We start from the raw sequence: 17545 nt of genomic DNA on the forward strand, positions 1-17545 counted from the left end.
CCAACCTTGCTTCTCCACCACCAAACTCCACCGCCTCAACCTGCGTTTCGGCGCTGTGTTTTGCAGCGAGGGGCGAACTATAGGCGGGTTTTTCGAACAGTGCAAGCCCTTTCTTATTGCGGGGTCTTTTTGCACTTTCCCAAGGGTTACGGCGCCTTGTGAGACCGCATCCATCGCAGACCCTTGGCTGCCCGGCTCCGCGCGCCGCTGGCGCGCTTGTGAAAGACGTTCACTATGGACAGCGGCGGCGCACCGAGTATGTCGACAACGCAATCCAGAGCAACACTCGCATCGTGCACCTCGCCCAAGGCGTCTTGCAATTTGCGCAAATGATTGCGGTAGCGCTTGGCTGCGTGGGCCCCCAGCGCCGGATAGAACGCTTCATATAGATAGCGCCACTGCTTGGCGGCGATGCGGGCGCGATGCAGCCGTGGTGCGGACGACCGCTTAGGGTGGCGGCCGCGACGGATCAGCTTCTTTCTGAGCGCCCGGGCCTGGGCGCGAGCGAAACGGGGATGCCCCTCCGACTTGCCCTCTATATGAAATGCCGCGACCGCACGCTCCAGTTCGAGCAGCGTTTCCGCCACATCAGGCGACGCCAGCTCAGCTCTCAACTCTTCCCAGGCTCGATTGCGCGCCTCTTTGGACTTCGTCAGCGCCCTGTCCAACCACGCCCGCCCTACCTCGTCGTCATTAGATAAGAACTGCTGAGCTGCGGGAAGCCAATCGGAAAGCAGCACATCCCATTCGCGCACAGGACCAGTTGATGCGGCAAGCGCACGCAGGCGAGGTTTCCACTCCGCGGCAAAGCTGGGCGGCAATACCGGCGCGAACGTCACCCACGCCGAACGTAGGCGGCGCAGCGTGACTCGGAATTGATGGAGATCTTCTTCGCTGGGGCTCGGGGCGACCAGCCTGGCGAGGGCATCGCGCAGAGCAGCGATGTGCTCGGTGACGATGCCCGCGAAGATCGAAAGGATTGCCGCATGTGAGTGCTCGCTCACGATGCTCCCCGTATGACGAGTCTGGATGACAGAGCGGCTCGCAAGGTGCGCGCCTTGTCATTTCACTGTAGTCGACGAGGCGAAGACTGCAGAAGCGCCAGATCAAACGTCAGAGCGTTTCGCTGGCGACGATCACGTCGACCTCTGCAGCCCGGAAGACTTCGGCCATCGGCTCGGGCACCGGGACGTCGGTGAAGAACTTGTCGATCTGCGAGACATGGCCCAGACGGACGACGGCGCGGCGGCCGAACTTGGAGTGATCGGCGACGAGCCAGACTTCGCGCGACTGCTCGATGATGGCCTGGGCGACCCGCACTTCACGGTAGTCGTAGTCGAGCAGCGTGCCGTCTTCGTCAATGCTGGAGACGCCGATGATGCCGATGTCGACGCGGAACTGCTTCATGAAGTCGATCGTGGCCTCGCCGACGATGCCGCGGTCGCGGTTGCGCACGAGGCCACCGGCGACGATGACTTCGGCCTCCGGGCTGCCAGAGAGGATCGACGCGACGTTCAGGTTGTTGGTGATGACGCGCAGGCCGCGTGGCCCGTTCTGGCCGACGAGCGCCTTGGAAACCTCTTCGGTGGTGGTTCCGATATTGATGATGAGCGAGCGGCCGGGCTCGACATGGCGCGCGACGACTTCGGCGATGCGGCGCTTGGCGTCGATGTGCAGGACTTGGCGCTGGTCGTAATCGATGTTCTCGACCGACGATGGCAGGCCGACGCCGCCGTGGTAACGCGCGAGCAGGCGCTCGTCTTCGAGCTGCCGAATATCGCGGCGAATGGTTTGCGTCGTGACGCCCAGCACACGGGCGAGCGCATCGACGGAGGCATCGCCGTGCTGGCGGACGTATTCGAGGATCTGGCGGTGTCGCGGAAGCATCAAGTCACGAAACGAACATAAACGAACATATGTGAGCGAATTAGGCGATCCCCTATGTTGCTTTATTTTCGCCCTTCACTAAACTATCCGCCAACGCGTCACTATTCGCAAGAAAAGACGCGCAAATCAACAGATTCCAACCCATGCAACTCACTGACGCGTCGCATCTGGACTGTGATCTGCTGGTGGTCGGAGGCGGCATCAACGGCGTGGGAATCGCCCGGGATGCCGTGGGCCGTGGCCTGTCGGTGGTCTTGTGTGAAAAAGACGACCTGGCCCAGCACACCTCTTCGGCCTCAACCAAGCTGATCCACGGCGGGCTGCGCTACCTCGAATATTACGAATTCAGCCTGGTGCGCAAGGCCTTGCAAGAGCGCGAGGTGCTGCTGCGCATGGCGCCGCACATCATGTGGCCGCTGCGTTTCGTGATGCCGCACGACGCCGCGCAACGCCCGGCGTGGATGATCCGCGCGGGCCTCTTCCTCTATGACCATCTGGCGCGCCGGCGCTTTCTGCCCGGTTCGGAATCCATCAAGCTCGCCCAGCATCCGGCGGGTAAGCCGCTCAAGGCAGGCTACACGCGCGGTTTCGTCTATTCCGATGGCTGGGTGGACGACGCCCGCCTGGTGGTGCTCAACGCGCGCGACGCGGCAGACCGCGGGGCGCAGATTTTCACCCGCACGCGCTGTCTGAACGCCGAGCGCCGCGCCGATGGCTGGCATGCGTCGCTGGCTGGCCCGGACGGCATCCGCTCCGTGCGCGCCAAAGCGATCGTCAATGCCGCCGGGCCGTGGGCGGCGGAGTTCGCCCGCTCTGCGCACGCGCTGCCGAGCACGCGCGGCCTGCGCCTGATCAAGGGCAGCCACATCGTCGTGCGGAGGATGTTCAACCACCCGTTCGCTTATATCTTTCAGAACCCGGACGGGCGGATCGTGTTTGCGATTCCGTACCAGAATGAATTCACGCTGATTGGCACGACGGATCTGGAATACAAGGGCTCGGTGGACCAAGTGGCCATCGACGCGGGCGAAATCCAATACCTATGCGAAATGGCCAGCCGCTATTTCACCCAGCAGCTGACGCCGGCCGACGTGGTGTGGAGCTACTCGGGTGTGCGCCCGCTGCTGGACGATAGCGCCGCCAACGCTTCGGCCATCACGCGCGATTACCTGGTCGAATGCGAAACCGGCGCCGACGGCATCAGCGCACCGCTCGTCAACGTGTGGGGCGGCAAGATCACGACCTACCGCAAGCTGGCCGAAGAAGCGCTGGACCAACTGGCCCCGCATTTGCCGCTGGCCGGCAAGCCTTCGTGGACGGCCACCGCATCGCTGCCGGGCGGCGATCTGGAAGCGCCGGGGCAGTTGGTTGCCGAATACACCTTCGACGATTTTGTGACGCGTTTGCAAAAACGTTTGCCGTGGCTGCCGACCCAGCTTGCGATGCGCTATGCGCACCAGTACGGCACGCGCCTGAACACGATGCTGGCTGGCGCCACCCGGCTGGAAGAGCTGGGCGCCGAAGTGACGCCCGGGCTGTACGAAGCCGAAATCCACTATCTGATCGAACACGAATGGGCCCGCACGGCGCAGGACATCCTGTGGCGGCGGACCAAGCTGGGCCTGCACGCCAGCGATGCCGACCGCAGCCGCCTGGAAGGCTGGCTGGCGCGGCATCTGCCGGAAGGCGAGACCACGCCAGTTGCGGAACGCGCGCCCTGACGCACCGGGCCGGCGCGCGAGCCAAGACATCAAGAAATCAAAGCAGTAAGACGGGAGACAACAATTGATTCTGGAACTGGACCAGGTTACGGCCATGGTCGGGGCGCAGACGCACCTGTACCCGACCAGCCTGCGGCTGGCGCCCGGCGCCATCAACGTGCTGCTGGGGCCGACGCAAGCCGGCAAAACCACGTTGATGCGCATCATGGCCGGGTTGGACCGGCCGACCACCGGCCGCGTCCTGGTCGACGGTAAGGACGTGACGGGCGTGGGGGTACGCGATCGCAATCTGGCGATGGTGTACCAACAATTCATCAACTACCCGGCGATGACGGTGTACGACAACATCGCCTCGCCGCTGCGTCTGCAGGGCACCAACAAGGGCGAGATCGACACGCGTGTGCGTGCCGTTGCGGCCAAGCTGCACATCGAACACCTGCTGCAGCGCCTGCCGGCGGAGCTGTCCGGCGGACAGCAGCAGCGTTGCGCGCTGGCCCGGGCACTCGTCAAGCGTGCGCCGCTGGTGCTGCTGGACGAACCGCTCGTCAACCTCGACTACAAGCTGCGCGAAGAACTGCGTGCCGAGCTGGCATCGCTCTTTGCCGACGGCGGCACGACCGTCGTCTACGCCACCACCGAGCCGCAGGAAGCGCTGCTGCTGGGCGGCCACACCGTCGTCATGCATGAAGGCCGCGTGCTGCAGGATGGCCCGACGCTCGACATGTACGAAGTGCCGGTGTCGGTCAACGCGGCAGCCATCTTTAACGACCCGCCGATGAACGTGCTGGACGCCACCGTGGTTGAGGGCAACCAAATCCGGCTGCCCCAAGGCATTGACGTTGCGTGGACGCGCCCGCTGCCGATGGCGGCCGGCACGCGCTGCCGCATCGGCCTGCGTCCGAGCCACATCCGTCTGGCGCCGCGCAACGACGGCGCGGTTGCCCTGCCGGGCACGGTGGAACTGGCCGAGTTGTCTGGCTCCGAAACCTATCTGCACGTGCGTGCGCATGCCGCCGGCCAGTCGAACACGATTGGCCTGGTCGCGCAGCTGCCCGGCGTGCACGAGTTCGAACTCGGCGCGGCGCTGGATGTGTTTGTCGATCCGGCCGAACTGTTCCTGTTCGACGATGCGGGCAAGCTGGTGAGCGCGCCCAAGCAGGGAGGCGCACATGGCGCGCATTGAATTCCGCAACCTGGGGCACAGCTACCGCCCGAATCCGCAAAACCTGAACGACTACGCGCTGCAGCCGATGAACATGACTTGGCGCGACGGCGGTGCATACGCGCTGCTGGGCCCGTCGGGCTGCGGCAAGTCCACGCTGCTGAACATCATCTCCGGGCTGCTGACGCCGTCCGAAGGCCAGGTGCTGTTTGACGATCGCGACGTCACGCACGCAACGCCGCGCGAGCGCAACATCGCGCAGGTGTTCCAGTTCCCGGTCATCTACGACACGATGACGGTGTTCGACAACCTTGCCTTCCCGCTGCGCAACCGCAAGACGCCCGAAGCCGAAGTGAAGAAGCGCGTGGAGGAAGTGGCCGAGATTCTCGAGCTGCAGCACGCGCTCAAGCGCCGCGCCTCAGGCCTGGCTGCCGACGCCAAGCAGAAGATCTCGCTGGGCCGCGGCCTGGTGCGCAAGGACGTGGCGGCCATCCTGTTCGACGAGCCGCTCACCGTCATCGACCCGCACCTGAAGTGGCAACTGCGTCGCCAGCTCAAGAAGATTCACCAGCAGCTCAAGCTCACGCTGATCTACGTGACACACGATCAGGTGGAGGCGCTGACCTTTGCCGACGAGGTGGTCGTCATGACCGAAGGCAAGGTCGTCCAGCAAGGCGGGCCGGAAGCGCTGTTCGAGCGGCCGGACCACACATTCGTGGGCTACTTCATCGGCAGCCCGGGCATGAACCTCTACCCGGTGACGGTGGATGGCGATGTGATCGCGCTGGGCGATCAGCGTCTGTCTGTGGGGCGCGACACGCTTGCCACGCTCAAGAACGCAAACGGTTCACTCAAGCTCGGCATCCGCCCGGAATTCGTGCAGCTCGCGGCGCCTGGTGAAGTCGGCACCGTGGCGGCCAACGTGCATCAGGTGCAGCAACTGGGTACGCACCAGCTGCTGACGGCCAGCCTGGGCGAGGCCGGCGGCCTGCCCATCAAGGCGAAGCTGCCGAATGAAGTGGGCATCACCGAATCGCGCGTATGGCTGCGCCTGGATGCGCCGCAGACCCTGTACTACAGCAATGACGAGAGGATCGGCCGATGAACAAGCCGTTCAACAACAAGGCGTGGTTCCTGATCCTGCCGGTGTTCCTGTGTGTGGCGTTCTCCGCCATCCTGCCGCTAATGACGGTGGTGAACTACTCGGTGCAGGACATCATCAGCCCCGAGCAGCACGTGTTCGTGGGCGTCGACTGGTTCCGCCAGATCCTGCGCGACAGCGATCTGCAGGACGCGCTCACGCGCCAGCTGATCTTCTCGCTGTGCGTGCTGGCCGTGGAGATTCCGCTGGGCATCGGCCTGGCGCTGTCGATGCCATCCAAGGGCTGGAAGGCTTCGGCCGCACTGGTGGTGCTCGCCATGCCGCTGCTGATTCCCTGGAACGTGGTTGGCACGATCTGGCAGATCTTCGGGCGCTCCGATATCGGCTTGGCTGGCTACTGGCTCAACGAGATGGGGATCGACTACAACTACACGTCGCACTCGTTCGATGCGTGGATCACCGTGCTGATCATGGACGTGTGGCACTGGACGCCGTTGGTAGCGCTGCTGGCGTATGCCGGGCTGCGCTCGATTCCGGATGCGTTCTACCAGGCAGCGGAGATTGACGGCGCCAGCCGCCTGGCCGTGTTCCGCTACATCCAGTTGCCGAAGATGCGCGGCGTGCTGATGATCGGCGTGCTGCTGCGCTTCATGGACAGCTTCATGATCTACACCGAGCCGTTCGTGCTGACCGGCGGCGGCCCCGGCAATGCCACGACGTTCCTCTCGCAGTACCTGACGCAGAAGGCGGTCGGCCAGTTCGACCTGGGCCCGGCGGCGGCATTCTCGATCGTGTACTTCCTCATCATCCTGCTGTTCTGCTTCGTCCTCTACAACTGGATGCAGCGCATGGGCAGCGCCAGCACGGCCGTGGGAGACGACCATGCCTAAGCAGAACAACAACAACGAGCACAAGCGCAAGATTGCTCGCGCGATCACGCTGGCGGTGTATGTGGCATTTGCCGTGCTGCCGCTGTACTGGATGTTGAGCATGTCGCTCAAGACCAACGAGGAGACGCTGGCCGGCTTCTCGATCTGGCCGAAGCTCGTCACGTTCGACAACTACAAGATCATCTTCACCGACCCGTCGTGGTACTGGGGTTACATCAACTCCATCATCTACGTGACGATGAACACGGTGCTCTCGACCGTGGTGGCGCTGCCGGCGGCCTACGCCTTCTCGCGCTACCGCTTCCTGGGCGACAAGCACATGTTCTTCTGGCTGCTGACGAACCGCATGACGCCGCCTGCGGTGTTTCTGCTGCCGTTCTTCCAGCTGTATTCGACGGTCGGCCTGATGGACACCCACCTGGGCGTGGCCCTGGCGCACATGCTGTTCAACGTGCCGCTGGCGGTGTGGATTCTCGAAGGCTTCATGTCAGGCATCCCGCGCGAGATTGACGAGACCGCCTACATCGACGGCTACAGCTTCCCCAAGTTCTTCCTGAAGATCTTCCTGCCGCTCATCAAGGCCGGCGTGGGCGTGACGGCGTTCTTCTGCTTCATGTTCAGCTGGGTGGAGTTGCTGCTCGCGCGCACGCTTACCTCGGTCGATGCCAAACCCATCACCGCTGTGATGACGCGCACGGTGTCGGCCTCGGGCATGGATTGGGGCGTGCTGGCTGCGGCCGGTGTCCTGACGATCATTCCCGGCGCGCTGGTGATCTGGTTTGTGCGGAACTACATCGCAAAGGGTTTTGCGATGGGCCGCGTCTAAAACAAAAACGGGAGACACAGCCATGTTCAGCTGGATGGCCTGGACGCCCGAAGTGGCGATCTTCTTCGGCTGCATCGCATTGATGCTGGCCAGTATGACGGTGTGGGAGGTCGTTCGGCCGACCGTGGAGCGCAAGGGCTTCCTGCCCATTGCCACCACGCGCGGCGACCGCCTCTTCATCGGCCTGCTGACCGCGGCCTATATCAACCTGGCGTGGGTCGGCCTCACCTCAGAAGAGACGAGCGCCTGGGGCGGCTTCATCGCCTCGATGGTGGTGCTGGCGATCGTGATGTGGCGCGGCTGATGCGCCATCGATGTACTTGAATTTGCAAGTCCGGGGGCATCGGCACGCGTTGATGCTTCCACGCCCAAATTGACGTACGGGCACAGGCATTCCATCACGCTCCCCGCGTCGGAATGCCGGATGTTTTCGCTGCGGGGAGAACAACAAGCCAACAAGCACGAGGAGATATCAATGAAAACATCCTGGCGCATGACGCTCCAAATCAGTGCCATTGCACTGGCGAGCGCCCTGGCAGTCGGCGCAGCCCATGCCGGCGAAGCCGAAGCCAAGAAGTGGATCAGCAGCGAATTCCAGCCCAGCACGCTGTCGCAAGACAAGCAGATGGCGGAAATGAAGTGGTTCATCGACGCCGCAGCCAAGCTCAAGGCCAAGGGCGTGACCGAGATCCACGTCGTGTCGGAAACGCTCGACACGCACGCGTATGAATCGAAGACGCTGGCCAAGGCCTTCGAAGAAATCACCGGCATCAAGGTCAAGCACGACATCATGCAGGAAGGCGATGTCGTCGAAAAACTGCAGACCTCGATGCAGTCGGGCAAGAGCATCTATGACGGTTGGATCTCCGACTCCGACCTGATCGGCACGCACTACCGCTATGGCGTGGTGATGCCGCTGTCGGATTACATGGCCGGCGAAGGCAAGGAATTCACCAACCCGGGCCTGGACCTGAAGGACTTCATCGGCACGAGCTTCACCACCGCGTCTGACGGCAAGCTGTATCAGCTGCCGGACCAGCAGTTCGCCAACCTGTACTGGTTCCGCGCCGACTGGTTCGCCCGCAAGGACCTGCAGGACAAGTTCAAGGCCAAATACGGCTACGACCTGGGCGTGCCCGTCAACTGGACGGCCTATGAAGACATCGCCAACTTCTTCACGAACGACGTGAAGGAGCTGGACGGCAAGCGCGTCTACGGCCACATGGATTACGGCAAGAAGGATCCGTCGCTCGGCTGGCGCTTTACCGATGCGTGGCTGTCGATGGCCGGCTCCGCCGACAAGGGCATCCCGAACGGCCTGCCGGTCGACGAATGGGGCATTCGCGTGGAAGGCTGCGCTCCGGTGGGCGCCTCGATGTCGCGCGGTGGTGCCACCAACAGCCCGGCCGCGGTGTACGCGCTCACCAAGTACATCGACTGGATGAAGAAGTACGCGCCGCCCGAAGCCACCGGCATGACCTTCAACGAAGCCGGCCCGGTGCCCGCACAAGGCCACATCGCCCAGCAGGTGTTCTGGTACAGCGCCTTCACCGCGCCGATGACCAAGCCGGGCCCGGTCGTCAACGCTGACGGCTCGCCGAAGTGGCGCATGGCACCGTCGCCACACGGCCCGTACTGGAAAGACGGCATGCAGAATGGCTACCAGGACGTCGGCTCGTGGACGTTCTTCAAGTCCACCCCGTTCGAGCGCCGCTCGGCCGCGTGGCTGTACGCGCAGTTCGTCACGTCGAAGACCGTGTCGCTCAAGAAGTCGATCACGGGCCTCACGTTCATTCGTGACTCCGATATCCACAGCGACTACTTCACCAAGAACGCAGCCAAGTACGGCGGCCTGATCGAGTTCTACCGCAGCCCGGCCCGCGTGGCCTGGACGCCGACCGGCAACAACGTGCCCGACTATCCGAAGCTGGCACAGCTCTGGTGGAAGAACGTCGCCACGGCCGTCACGGGCGAAAAGACCCCGCAAGGCGCGATGGACAACCTGGCCAAGGAAATGGACCAGGTGATGGGTCGCCTGCAGCGCGCCGGCATGAAGAACTGCGCGCCGAAGCTGAACCCGGAAAGCGATCCGTCGAAGTGGCTGTCGACCGAACACGCCCCGTGGAAGAAGCTCGACAACGAGCGTCCGAAGGGTGAGACGGTGGCCTACGACAAGCTGCTCGCCGCATGGAAGGCTGGCAAGGTGCGCTGATCACGCGCAGCCCGCGGGGCGCCGGTCTTTGACGACGGCCACCTGCGGGCTAACATGCTTGTTTCCGTTTCATCCACTGTCGGGCAGGCCACACGCTGACGTTGCCCGACAGTCATCAGACTCTGCCTTATGGAATACCTCCTCGCGCTCGACCAGGGCACGTCCAGCTCACGCGCCATCGTCTTCAATCGCGCCGGCCAGATCGTCGCCAGCGCCCAGCAGGAGTTTCCCCAGCATTTTCCGCAGCCCGGCTGGGTCGAGCATGATCCGTTCGACATCTGGAACAGCCAGCTCGCCACCTGCCGCGCGGCACTCGAACAAGCGAAGCTCTCCGCCGCCGACATGGCTGCGCTGGGCATCACCAACCAGCGCGAAACCACCATGGTGTGGGAACGCGCCACGGGCAAACCGATCTTCAACGCCATCGTCTGGCAGGACCGCCGCACGGAATCCATCTGCGAGCGCCTGCGCGCCGAGGGCCTGGAAGACGAGGTGCGCAAGCGCACTGGCCTGATCATCGACCCGTATTTTTCCGCCACCAAGCTGCGCTGGATTCTCGACCACGTGGATGGCGCCCGCGAGCGCGCCGCGCGTGGCGAACTCGCCTTCGGCACCATCGACAGCTGGCTGGTGTGGCAACTCACGCGCGGCCGCCTCCATGTGACCGACGTGTCGAACGCATCCCGCACGATGCTGTGGAACATCCATACCGGCGAATGGGACGCAGACCTCATGCGCGCGCTGGACATTCACCCGAGCCTGTTGCCCGAGGTGCATCCGTCCGCGTATCAGTTTGGGCAGACCGATGCCGACTGGCTCGGCGCCTCGCTCACCATCGGCGGCATTGCCGGCGACCAACAATCGGCCCTGTTCGGCCAGGCCTGCTTCAAGCCGGGCATGGCCAAGAACACCTACGGCACCGGCTGTTTCATGCTGCTCAACACCGGCGACAAGGCGGTGCAATCGCACAACGGCCTGATCAGCACGGCGGCCTGCCAGAGCGGCCCGAAGCGCAGCTACGCGCTGGAGGGTAGCGTGTTCGTCGGCGGCGCGGTCGTGCAGTGGCTGCGCGACGGCCTGCGTGCCATCCAGCGCTCCGCCGACGTCGAAGGCCTGGCCGCCTCGGTGCCCGATTCCGGCGGGGTGGTGTTCGTGCCGTCGTTCACGGGCCTCGGCGCGCCGTACTGGGACCCAACCGCGCAAGGCGCCATCGTCGGCCTGTCACGCGGCACGACAATTGGCCACATCGCGCGCGCGGCGCTGGAATCCATCGCCTTCCAGAGCACCGCCCTGCTGCAAGCCATGACGCGCGATGCCGTCTCCACCATCTCGGAACTGCGCGTCGATGGCGGCGCCTCGGCCAACAACCTGCTGCTGCAGTTCCAGGCCGATTTGCTCGGCATTCCGGTGGTGCGCCCGGAGATCATCGAAACCACAGCCCTGGGCGCGGCCTACCTGGCCGGCATCGCCACCGGCTTCTACCAGGGGGAAGACGAAGTCGCCCAGCAATGGCGCGCTTCGCGTACGTTCCACCCCGTCATCAGCCGCGATGAGGCTGCGCATCGCATCGCCCAGTGGGAAATGGCCGTCGCGCAGGTCCGCCTGCCGACAACGCGCGGGCACTGAACGCAAAGCCAGCGGGCAGAAAAAAAGCGACCCTCGGATCGCCTTTTTTCATGGCTCGGCCGGCGGCTTACTTGCCTTCGCTACTCGGCGTCTGGGCAGGGCCGCCTTGTTCGCTCATGGCTTCCTTGCGCTTGGCGCGGGCTTCCTTCTTCTCGGCCTTGCGGTTGGCCTTGGCGGCCTTCTTCTCTTCCTTGTACGCGGCCTTGGCGTCGGACTTGCGAGCCTTGTATTCGTCGCTGGCGGCCTTGTCGTCAATGCGCTTCTGCACCAGCGGGTCAGACGACGAGGCGGCCGGCCCACCTTGCGGGGCGGCCTGCACGGTGCCGGTGGTCTGCGGTGAAGTCTGCGGTGCCGGCGTCATCTGTGCGAAAGCAGCCGACGCAGCAAACGTGGCGGCCACGGCGAGGGCGGTTTTCAGGCGCAGTTCAATCATGGTTGGGCTCCTTCTTTTACAAAAACACGGAATGGACTGACCACATAAGCGGCGTGCGAAGCACCCGAAGTGATCTCGGCGCACATCAACGGCGCACGCCGGACGTTGCAAATCACAACACCCATCCCGTCGCAAGAAGCGCTCCCAGGCCATCGACTACACTGCGCGCTATCTCATACCTCCTGTGCGCCGTGTCCAATCACGCCCCTGATTTCGTCCTGCTTGATCCGCCCGCCGATGCGCTGCCCCTGAATGCGGATGACGCAGCCCACCATGTTGCGCGCGTGCAGCGCTGGCTCGAAGACGCCGTCATCGGCCTGAACCTGTGCCCCTTCGCCAAGGCCGTGCATGTCAAACAGCAGGTTCGATACGCCGTCAGCCGCGCGACGATGGACGGCGACGTGCTCGACCACCTGCGTGCCGAAGCCGATCTGCTGCACGCCACCCCCGCCGTACAGATCGACACCACGCTGCTGATCGTCCCGGCCCTGGCTGACTTCCTCGATTTCCACTCGCTCACGGAGCGTGCCGAATCCGTGCTCGCCAAGGCTGGCTACGAAGGTGAGCTGCAACTGGCAAGCTTCCACCCCGATTTCGTCTTCGCCGATGCCGACCCAAACGACATCGCCAATGCCACCAATCGCGCTCCCGTCCCGATCCTGCATCTGCTGCGCGAAGACAGCATCGCCCGCGCCGCCGCAGCCGTACCCGACCCAGCGGACATCTACGAACGAAATATCGCGACGATGGAAAAGCTGGGCGCAGAAGGCTGGGCAGAAATGGCTGCGAAGTTCAGCAAGACACCACCCCGCGACTAGACGGTTTGGCCGTCCCCTGCCCTAGATGGCGCCTTGAATGTCTGTTGCGGGGAGGAAAAAGAAGGGAGGCCTGTCTGAGCGCAGCGAGTTTGCCTCCCTTCCGTTCCCGCGACATAAATTCAAGGGATGGGTCGCCATCTCGGGCGCGCCTTTCTTTGCTTACTTTCTTTGGCAAGACAAAGAAAGGGAGTCAGCCCCGGCAGGGGATGAAACAAGGGATGCACCAGCCGAATCAATCAAGCGCGCAAGCCAAAGAATCAAACCGCCCGATCCGCCGGCGGCGTCCACTGATACGCCCAAGTCTCAGACAGCAACCGCTCCCCCGACTGCAACGTCAGCAACAACTCAATCGGCGCATTGCTGGCATCCGGCACCACATCAAACATCGCCCGGACACCGTCGATGCTCGCCAGCGGCCGCGCCGAGGCAATCTCTACCCGCCCACGCGAGGCTCGGATGACCGGCTCCACGGTCGACCCCGCGGTGCTGCGGCCCAGCCGCGACAACTCCCCACCGGCAAAGTCCACCACAAACCGCCACGAGAAGTATTTGCGCGGCTGCCCCACCACGCCGCCAATGCCCGCGCGCGTGGCCACCACCCGCGCGAGCGGCGAGGCCGCCGCAGGCTGCGCGCCCCACGTCAGCCGATAGCCGAACGCCAGCTCCTGCCCTGCATGCGGCGCCACGGCCGGCCGCCAGAACGCGACGATGTTGTCGAAGGTTTCATCGTTGGCCGACAGTTCCACCAATTCGACCGCGCCCTCACCCCAGTCGTGCGTGGGCTCCACCCAGACGCTCGGGCGCTTCTCGTAGAACACGCCGTCATCCTGGTAATGATCGGGATTGCGATCGCGCTGCAGCAGGCCAAAGCCGCGCGGGCTGTCGTCGGCAAAGCGCTGACTGCGCAGCATGGGCGGATTGGCCAGCGGCCGCCAAACCCACTCGCCCGAGCCGCGCCAGATTGCCAGGCCGTCGGAATCATGAATTTCTGGGCGCCAGTCTGATGCCCGCCAGCGGCGCGCGGCGCTATGGCGATCGCCGGCGCGGTCGGTGCGGTCGTTCTCGCCGTAGAGGAACATGCTCGTCAGCGGCGCGATGCCCAGGCGCTCGATCGGCTTGCGCACGTAAAGCGTGACGGCCACCTCCATCACCAGCGTGTCGCCGGGGCGGATGTCGAAGCGGTAGATGCCCGCCACGCTTGGGGAATCGAGCAACGCATAAACGCGCAACGTATCGGCGTCGGCGGCCGGGCGCACCAGCCAGAATTCAGTGAAGTCCGGAAACTCTTCTGCTCGGGGCAGGCCGGTATCGATCGCCAGCCCCCGCGCCGACATGCCGTACTGCCACTGCCCGCCGACCGCGCGAAAGTAGCTGGCGCCCAGAAAAGCGGCCACATCGCGCGTCGGGTCCGCCTTGGTGGTCAGCCGAAAGCCGGCAAAACCGAGATCGGCCGGCAGCGCCTGATGATCCAGCCCGCTCTTGCCGTAATCGAACATGGCGGGGTCGTAGGCGATCAAGCGAGCTTGGCCGTCGACCACCTCGTGCATCTGCACGGCCGACTTGAAGAACAGCCCCAGGTGGAAGAACTTGGCCTCAAAAGGCAAGTGCTGCCCCGCCCACAGGGCGTGATCGCGGCGATAGCCGATGGATTGGTAGCCGTCCCAGCCGAGTGCGGCCAGTGGCGGGGGCAACTGCGTGCTGCGAGGCCGGTATGGCCGCGCCGCCAAGGCTCGGGCACGCGCCAGCAGGCGCGCTTCGTCAAACGGTTCGGCGGCGCCAGCGGCGGAGCCGGGCGCGGCACTGCGGGACAAACCAGGAGCCAGGGCAAGCAGCCCGGCGGCCAACTGCTTGAGCAGGTCGCGACGGTGCATGGATCGGGGCAGGACCAGGGGGTGAGCCAGGGATGATTCATCTTCGCACAACCCACGCCCGGGCAGCATCCGGTAAAAACCTTTCATTGGACCCACAACCCTGTGCCGTGACCGGGATTGGACCGGTTGTGCGTGGCGCGGGGCAGCCAGTTAGAGCACAATCCCGGGTCTGTTCACATGTACAACGCATGTACGTCGCCTATGGTGAACAGAACAGATCCGAGCAATCGGCCTGGCTAAGACAGGTCGATGCCCGCCACGATCATCACGGCGCACATGCTTTCACAATCCTCCACGCCCCCGCTGCCCGATACGGCCACCGAACTGACCGCTGACATTGCGGCTGCCCTGGAATCATTCGGCCGCTATTACGACGACGTTCTGCTGCCCATGTGGCTCGGCCCGGGCTGGAACGCGCAGGCCGGTCTCTGCTATGAGGCGCTCGTCGTCGACAACGGCGCGCTGGTGCCGGCATCAACCGCGCGGTACCGGGCGATGGCATGTGCACGGCAGTTGTATACCTTCGCGCGCGCCACGCAGCTCTCCAAGCGCCACCGCGATCTCTGCGCCGAACGTGCCGCCGCGCTGTGCCATGCGCTGGACACGCGCTTTCGCGACACGATCCACGGTGGCTGGCTGTTTGCGATCGACAGCGCGCTGGCCCCGCACGACACCACCAAGGATCTGTACACGCACGCCTTCGTGCTGTTTGCCGCCGCACATTGGCTGGCCGTGAGCGAAGACCCGCGTGCCGCCGCGCTGATGCACGACGCGCACGATGTGATCGCGCGCAGCTTCGCGCGGGCCGGGGCCAAACCGCTGCCGGTCGCATCCATGGACGGCACGTTCAGCACCACGCTGACCGGTGTCGCGCAGAACCCCGTGATGCATCTGACCGAGGCCTACCTGGCCGCCGCCGCGCTGGACGAACCGCCCGCCTGGGCCGAGGCCGGCGTGCACACGCTGGCTGAAGGCATCCTCGCGCGCTTCATCGACACGCGCACGGGCAGCATCGCCGAGCTGCCGGTTGACGAGGCCAGCACCGACAACCGCATCGAACCCGGTCACCAGTTCGAATGGTTTTATCTCGTGCGCGCACACGCCGACGTCTTTACGCGCTCCGAAGCCGGCCGCCATCTGGCCGAAAGCCTCGCCCGCGCGGTGGACGCGGCCTGCGCCGACGGCGTGGATGCCGACACGCAGGGCGTGTGCCTGTCACTCAATCTGGACGGCACGATACGCGATGCCAGCCAGCGCATCTGGGCACAAACGGAATACGGCCGCGCCCTCGCGCTGTGCACAGAAACGCAGGGCGCCATGCTCGCGCGCCTGCTGCCGGCGTGGTCGGCACGCTTCCTGCACGCACAAGGCTGGAACGAGGTGATCGACCCCGCGGGCCAGCGCCTGCGCGCCGACATGCCGTCGAGCACGCCGTACCACATCACCACTTTTTACGAGGCGGCCCGCAGTTCGCTGTCCGGCTCGCCCGCGCGTTGTACCCAAGCTGTTGAGTGAAATCCATCATGCATACCTCCAACCCCAACGAATCCAAGGCCCGCACCATCTTCCGGGTGGTCAGCGGCAACTTCCTGGAGATGTACGACTTCATGGTCTACGGCTATTACGCCAAGGCCATTGCCGACACCTTCTTCCCGGCCGGCAACGAGTTCCTCTCGCTGATGCTGTCGCTGGTGACCTTTGGCGCCGGCTTCCTGATGCGGCCGCTGGGCGCAATCTTCCTGGGCGCGTACATCGACCGTCACGGCCGCCGCACGGGCCTGATCGTCACGCTAGCGCTCATGGCCTGCGGCACGCTGCTGATCGCGCTGGTGCCGGGCTACGCCACCATCGGGCTGGCGGCGCCGCTGCTGGTCCTAGTCGGCCGGTTGCTGCAGGGCTTCTCGGCCGGCGTAGAGCTGGGCGGTGTGTCGGTGTACCTGGCTGAAATCGCCACTCCGGGCAAGAAGGGCTTCTTCGTGAGCTGGCAATCGGCCAGCCAGCAGGTGGCCGTCATGTTTGCCGCGCTCTTGGGCGTGCTGATGTCGTACCTGCTGCCGCCGTCTGAGATGAGCGCATGGGGCTGGCGCGTGCCGTTCCTGATCGGCTGCCTGATCGTGCCGTTCCTGTTCATCATCCGCCGCTCGCTGCAAGAGACGGAAGAGTTCCAGAAGCGCAAGCACCGCCCGGACCTGGCCGCCGTGTTCCGCTCGATGGGCCAGAACTGGCGTCTGGTGGGCGCAGGCACGCTGATGGTCGTGATGACCACGGTGTCGTTCTACCTGATCACCGCCTACACGCCGACATTCGGCAAGAGCGTGCTGCATCTGTCCGACATGGACAGCCTGATCGTCACGCTGTGCGTGGGCGCCTCGAACTTCTTCTGGCTGCCGGTGATGGGCGCCGTTTCCGACCGCGTCGGCCGCCGCCCGCTGCTGATCCTCTTTACCGTGCTGATGCTGGCGACGGCGTACCCGGCCATGCAGTGGCTGGTTGCCGCACCGTCGTTCGCCCGCATGCTGACGGTGCTGCTGTGGCTGTCGTTCCTGTATGGCAGCTACAACGGCGCGATGGTCGTCACGCTCACCGAGATCATGCCGCCGGAAGTCCGCACGACCGGCTTCTCGCTGGCGTACAGCCTGGCCACGGCCATCTTTGGCGGCTTCACTCCTGCGATTGCCACGTGGCTGATCCACACCACCGGCAACAAGGCGATGCCTGGCGTGTGGGTGTCGTTTGCCGCGCTGTGCGGGTTGATTGCCACGCTGGCGATCGTTAAGCCGGCGGGCAGGCATGAGCATGGTGCGGGCACGGCACCTGTTGCCTGACGGGCATCTTGGATGAATGAACGCCTCTCGGAGCGGAATCTCTGAGAGGCGTTTTGCTTTGTGCTTTTTGGCTTTCTGCTGGGATTTTTCTGTTGGTGGTGCATCCCTTGTTTCATCCCCTGCCGGGGCTGACTCACTTTCTTTGTCTTGCCAAAGAAAGTAAGCAAAGAAA

Annotated in this window: 15 protein-coding genes; 11 read left to right on the forward strand and 4 right to left on the reverse strand. The window is 64.4% G+C overall.

What is annotated here, in order from left to right; all coding sequences use genetic code 11:
- Positions 1-146: 146 nt before the first annotated feature.
- Positions 147-1004 (reverse strand): CHAD domain-containing protein, encoded by an 858-nt coding sequence (locus ACCD03_RS24440; protein ID WP_253543178.1) that lies wholly within the window; start codon positions 1002-1004, stop codon positions 147-149.
- Between the two features lie 109 nt (positions 1005-1113).
- Entirely contained in the window at positions 1114-1887 is a 774-nt protein-coding gene (locus ACCD03_RS24445; protein ID WP_253543180.1) for a DeoR/GlpR family DNA-binding transcription regulator, read from the reverse strand.
- 143 nt (positions 1888-2030) lie between these two features.
- Between ACCD03_RS24445 and glpD the strand changes: the two genes are divergently transcribed.
- From glpD to glpK, 8 genes are all read left to right on the forward strand, one after another.
- A complete protein-coding gene (glpD, locus tag ACCD03_RS24450; protein ID WP_413413174.1) occupies positions 2031-3608 on the forward strand; it encodes a glycerol-3-phosphate dehydrogenase in 1578 nt (525 codons plus the stop codon).
- A gap of 64 nt (positions 3609-3672) precedes the next feature.
- On the forward strand, positions 3673-4791 hold the full coding sequence (locus ACCD03_RS24455; protein WP_045205368.1) for an ABC transporter ATP-binding protein: 1119 nt from the start codon (positions 3673-3675) through the stop codon (positions 4789-4791).
- Positions 4778-5875, forward strand: a complete 1098-nt coding sequence (locus ACCD03_RS24460) for an ABC transporter ATP-binding protein (protein WP_253543183.1) — start codon at positions 4778-4780, stop codon at positions 5873-5875. The genes ACCD03_RS24455 and ACCD03_RS24460 overlap by 14 nt, the downstream gene beginning before the upstream one ends.
- Positions 5872-6762 carry a carbohydrate ABC transporter permease gene (locus tag ACCD03_RS24465; RefSeq protein ID WP_413413175.1) on the forward strand — a complete coding sequence of 297 codons (891 nt, stop codon included), beginning with the start codon at positions 5872-5874 and terminating at the stop codon, positions 6760-6762. Before ACCD03_RS24460 ends, ACCD03_RS24465 begins: the two co-directional genes overlap by 4 nt.
- Positions 6755-7588 (forward strand): carbohydrate ABC transporter permease, encoded by an 834-nt coding sequence (locus ACCD03_RS24470; protein ID WP_027680527.1) that lies wholly within the window; start codon positions 6755-6757, stop codon positions 7586-7588. The genes ACCD03_RS24465 and ACCD03_RS24470 overlap by 8 nt, the downstream gene beginning before the upstream one ends.
- 22 nt (positions 7589-7610) lie before the next feature.
- Positions 7611-7892, forward strand: coding sequence for a DUF2160 domain-containing protein (locus ACCD03_RS24475; protein WP_045205364.1), 282 nt, complete (start codon positions 7611-7613; stop codon positions 7890-7892).
- 171 nt (positions 7893-8063) lie between these two features.
- Complete coding sequence (locus ACCD03_RS24480; RefSeq protein WP_024977476.1) at positions 8064-9800, forward strand: ABC transporter substrate-binding protein; 1737 nt, start codon at positions 8064-8066, stop codon at positions 9798-9800.
- A 129-nt stretch (positions 9801-9929) separates the two neighbouring features.
- Positions 9930-11426, forward strand: coding sequence for a glycerol kinase GlpK (gene glpK, locus ACCD03_RS24485; RefSeq protein ID WP_045205363.1), 1497 nt, complete (start codon positions 9930-9932; stop codon positions 11424-11426).
- A 67-nt stretch (positions 11427-11493) separates the two neighbouring features.
- On the opposite strand, the gene ACCD03_RS24490 is transcribed toward glpK, so the two are convergent.
- Complete coding sequence (locus ACCD03_RS24490) at positions 11494-11859, reverse strand: hypothetical protein (protein WP_253543191.1); 366 nt, start codon at positions 11857-11859, stop codon at positions 11494-11496.
- Positions 11860-12050: 191 nt separating this feature from the next.
- Between ACCD03_RS24490 and ACCD03_RS24495 the strand changes: the two genes are divergently transcribed.
- On the forward strand, positions 12051-12677 hold the full coding sequence (locus ACCD03_RS24495; protein ID WP_413413176.1) for a DUF1415 domain-containing protein: 627 nt from the start codon (positions 12051-12053) through the stop codon (positions 12675-12677).
- Positions 12678-12934: 257 nt separating this feature from the next.
- Here ACCD03_RS24495 and ACCD03_RS24500 read toward each other — a convergent pair whose 3' ends face one another.
- The gene (locus ACCD03_RS24500; protein ID WP_413413177.1) at positions 12935-14548 is read right to left on the reverse strand and encodes a glucan biosynthesis protein; all 1614 of its coding nucleotides are present in this window, start codon (positions 14546-14548) and stop codon (positions 12935-12937) included.
- Between the two features lie 276 nt (positions 14549-14824).
- On the opposite strand from ACCD03_RS24500, the gene ACCD03_RS24505 reads away from it, so the two are divergent.
- Both ACCD03_RS24505 and ACCD03_RS24510 read left to right on the forward strand, forming a co-directional pair.
- Positions 14825-16063, forward strand: a complete 1239-nt coding sequence (locus ACCD03_RS24505; RefSeq protein WP_413413178.1) for an AGE family epimerase/isomerase — start codon at positions 14825-14827, stop codon at positions 16061-16063.
- Between the two features lie 8 nt (positions 16064-16071).
- The gene (locus ACCD03_RS24510; RefSeq protein ID WP_325649994.1) at positions 16072-17373 is read left to right on the forward strand and encodes an MFS transporter; all 1302 of its coding nucleotides are present in this window, start codon (positions 16072-16074) and stop codon (positions 17371-17373) included.
- Positions 17374-17545 lie beyond the last annotated feature (172 nt).

The sequence above is a fragment of the Ralstonia sp. Ralssp135 genome (assembly GCF_047304345.1).
GTDB lineage: Bacteria > Pseudomonadota > Gammaproteobacteria > Burkholderiales > Burkholderiaceae > Ralstonia > Ralstonia chuxiongensis.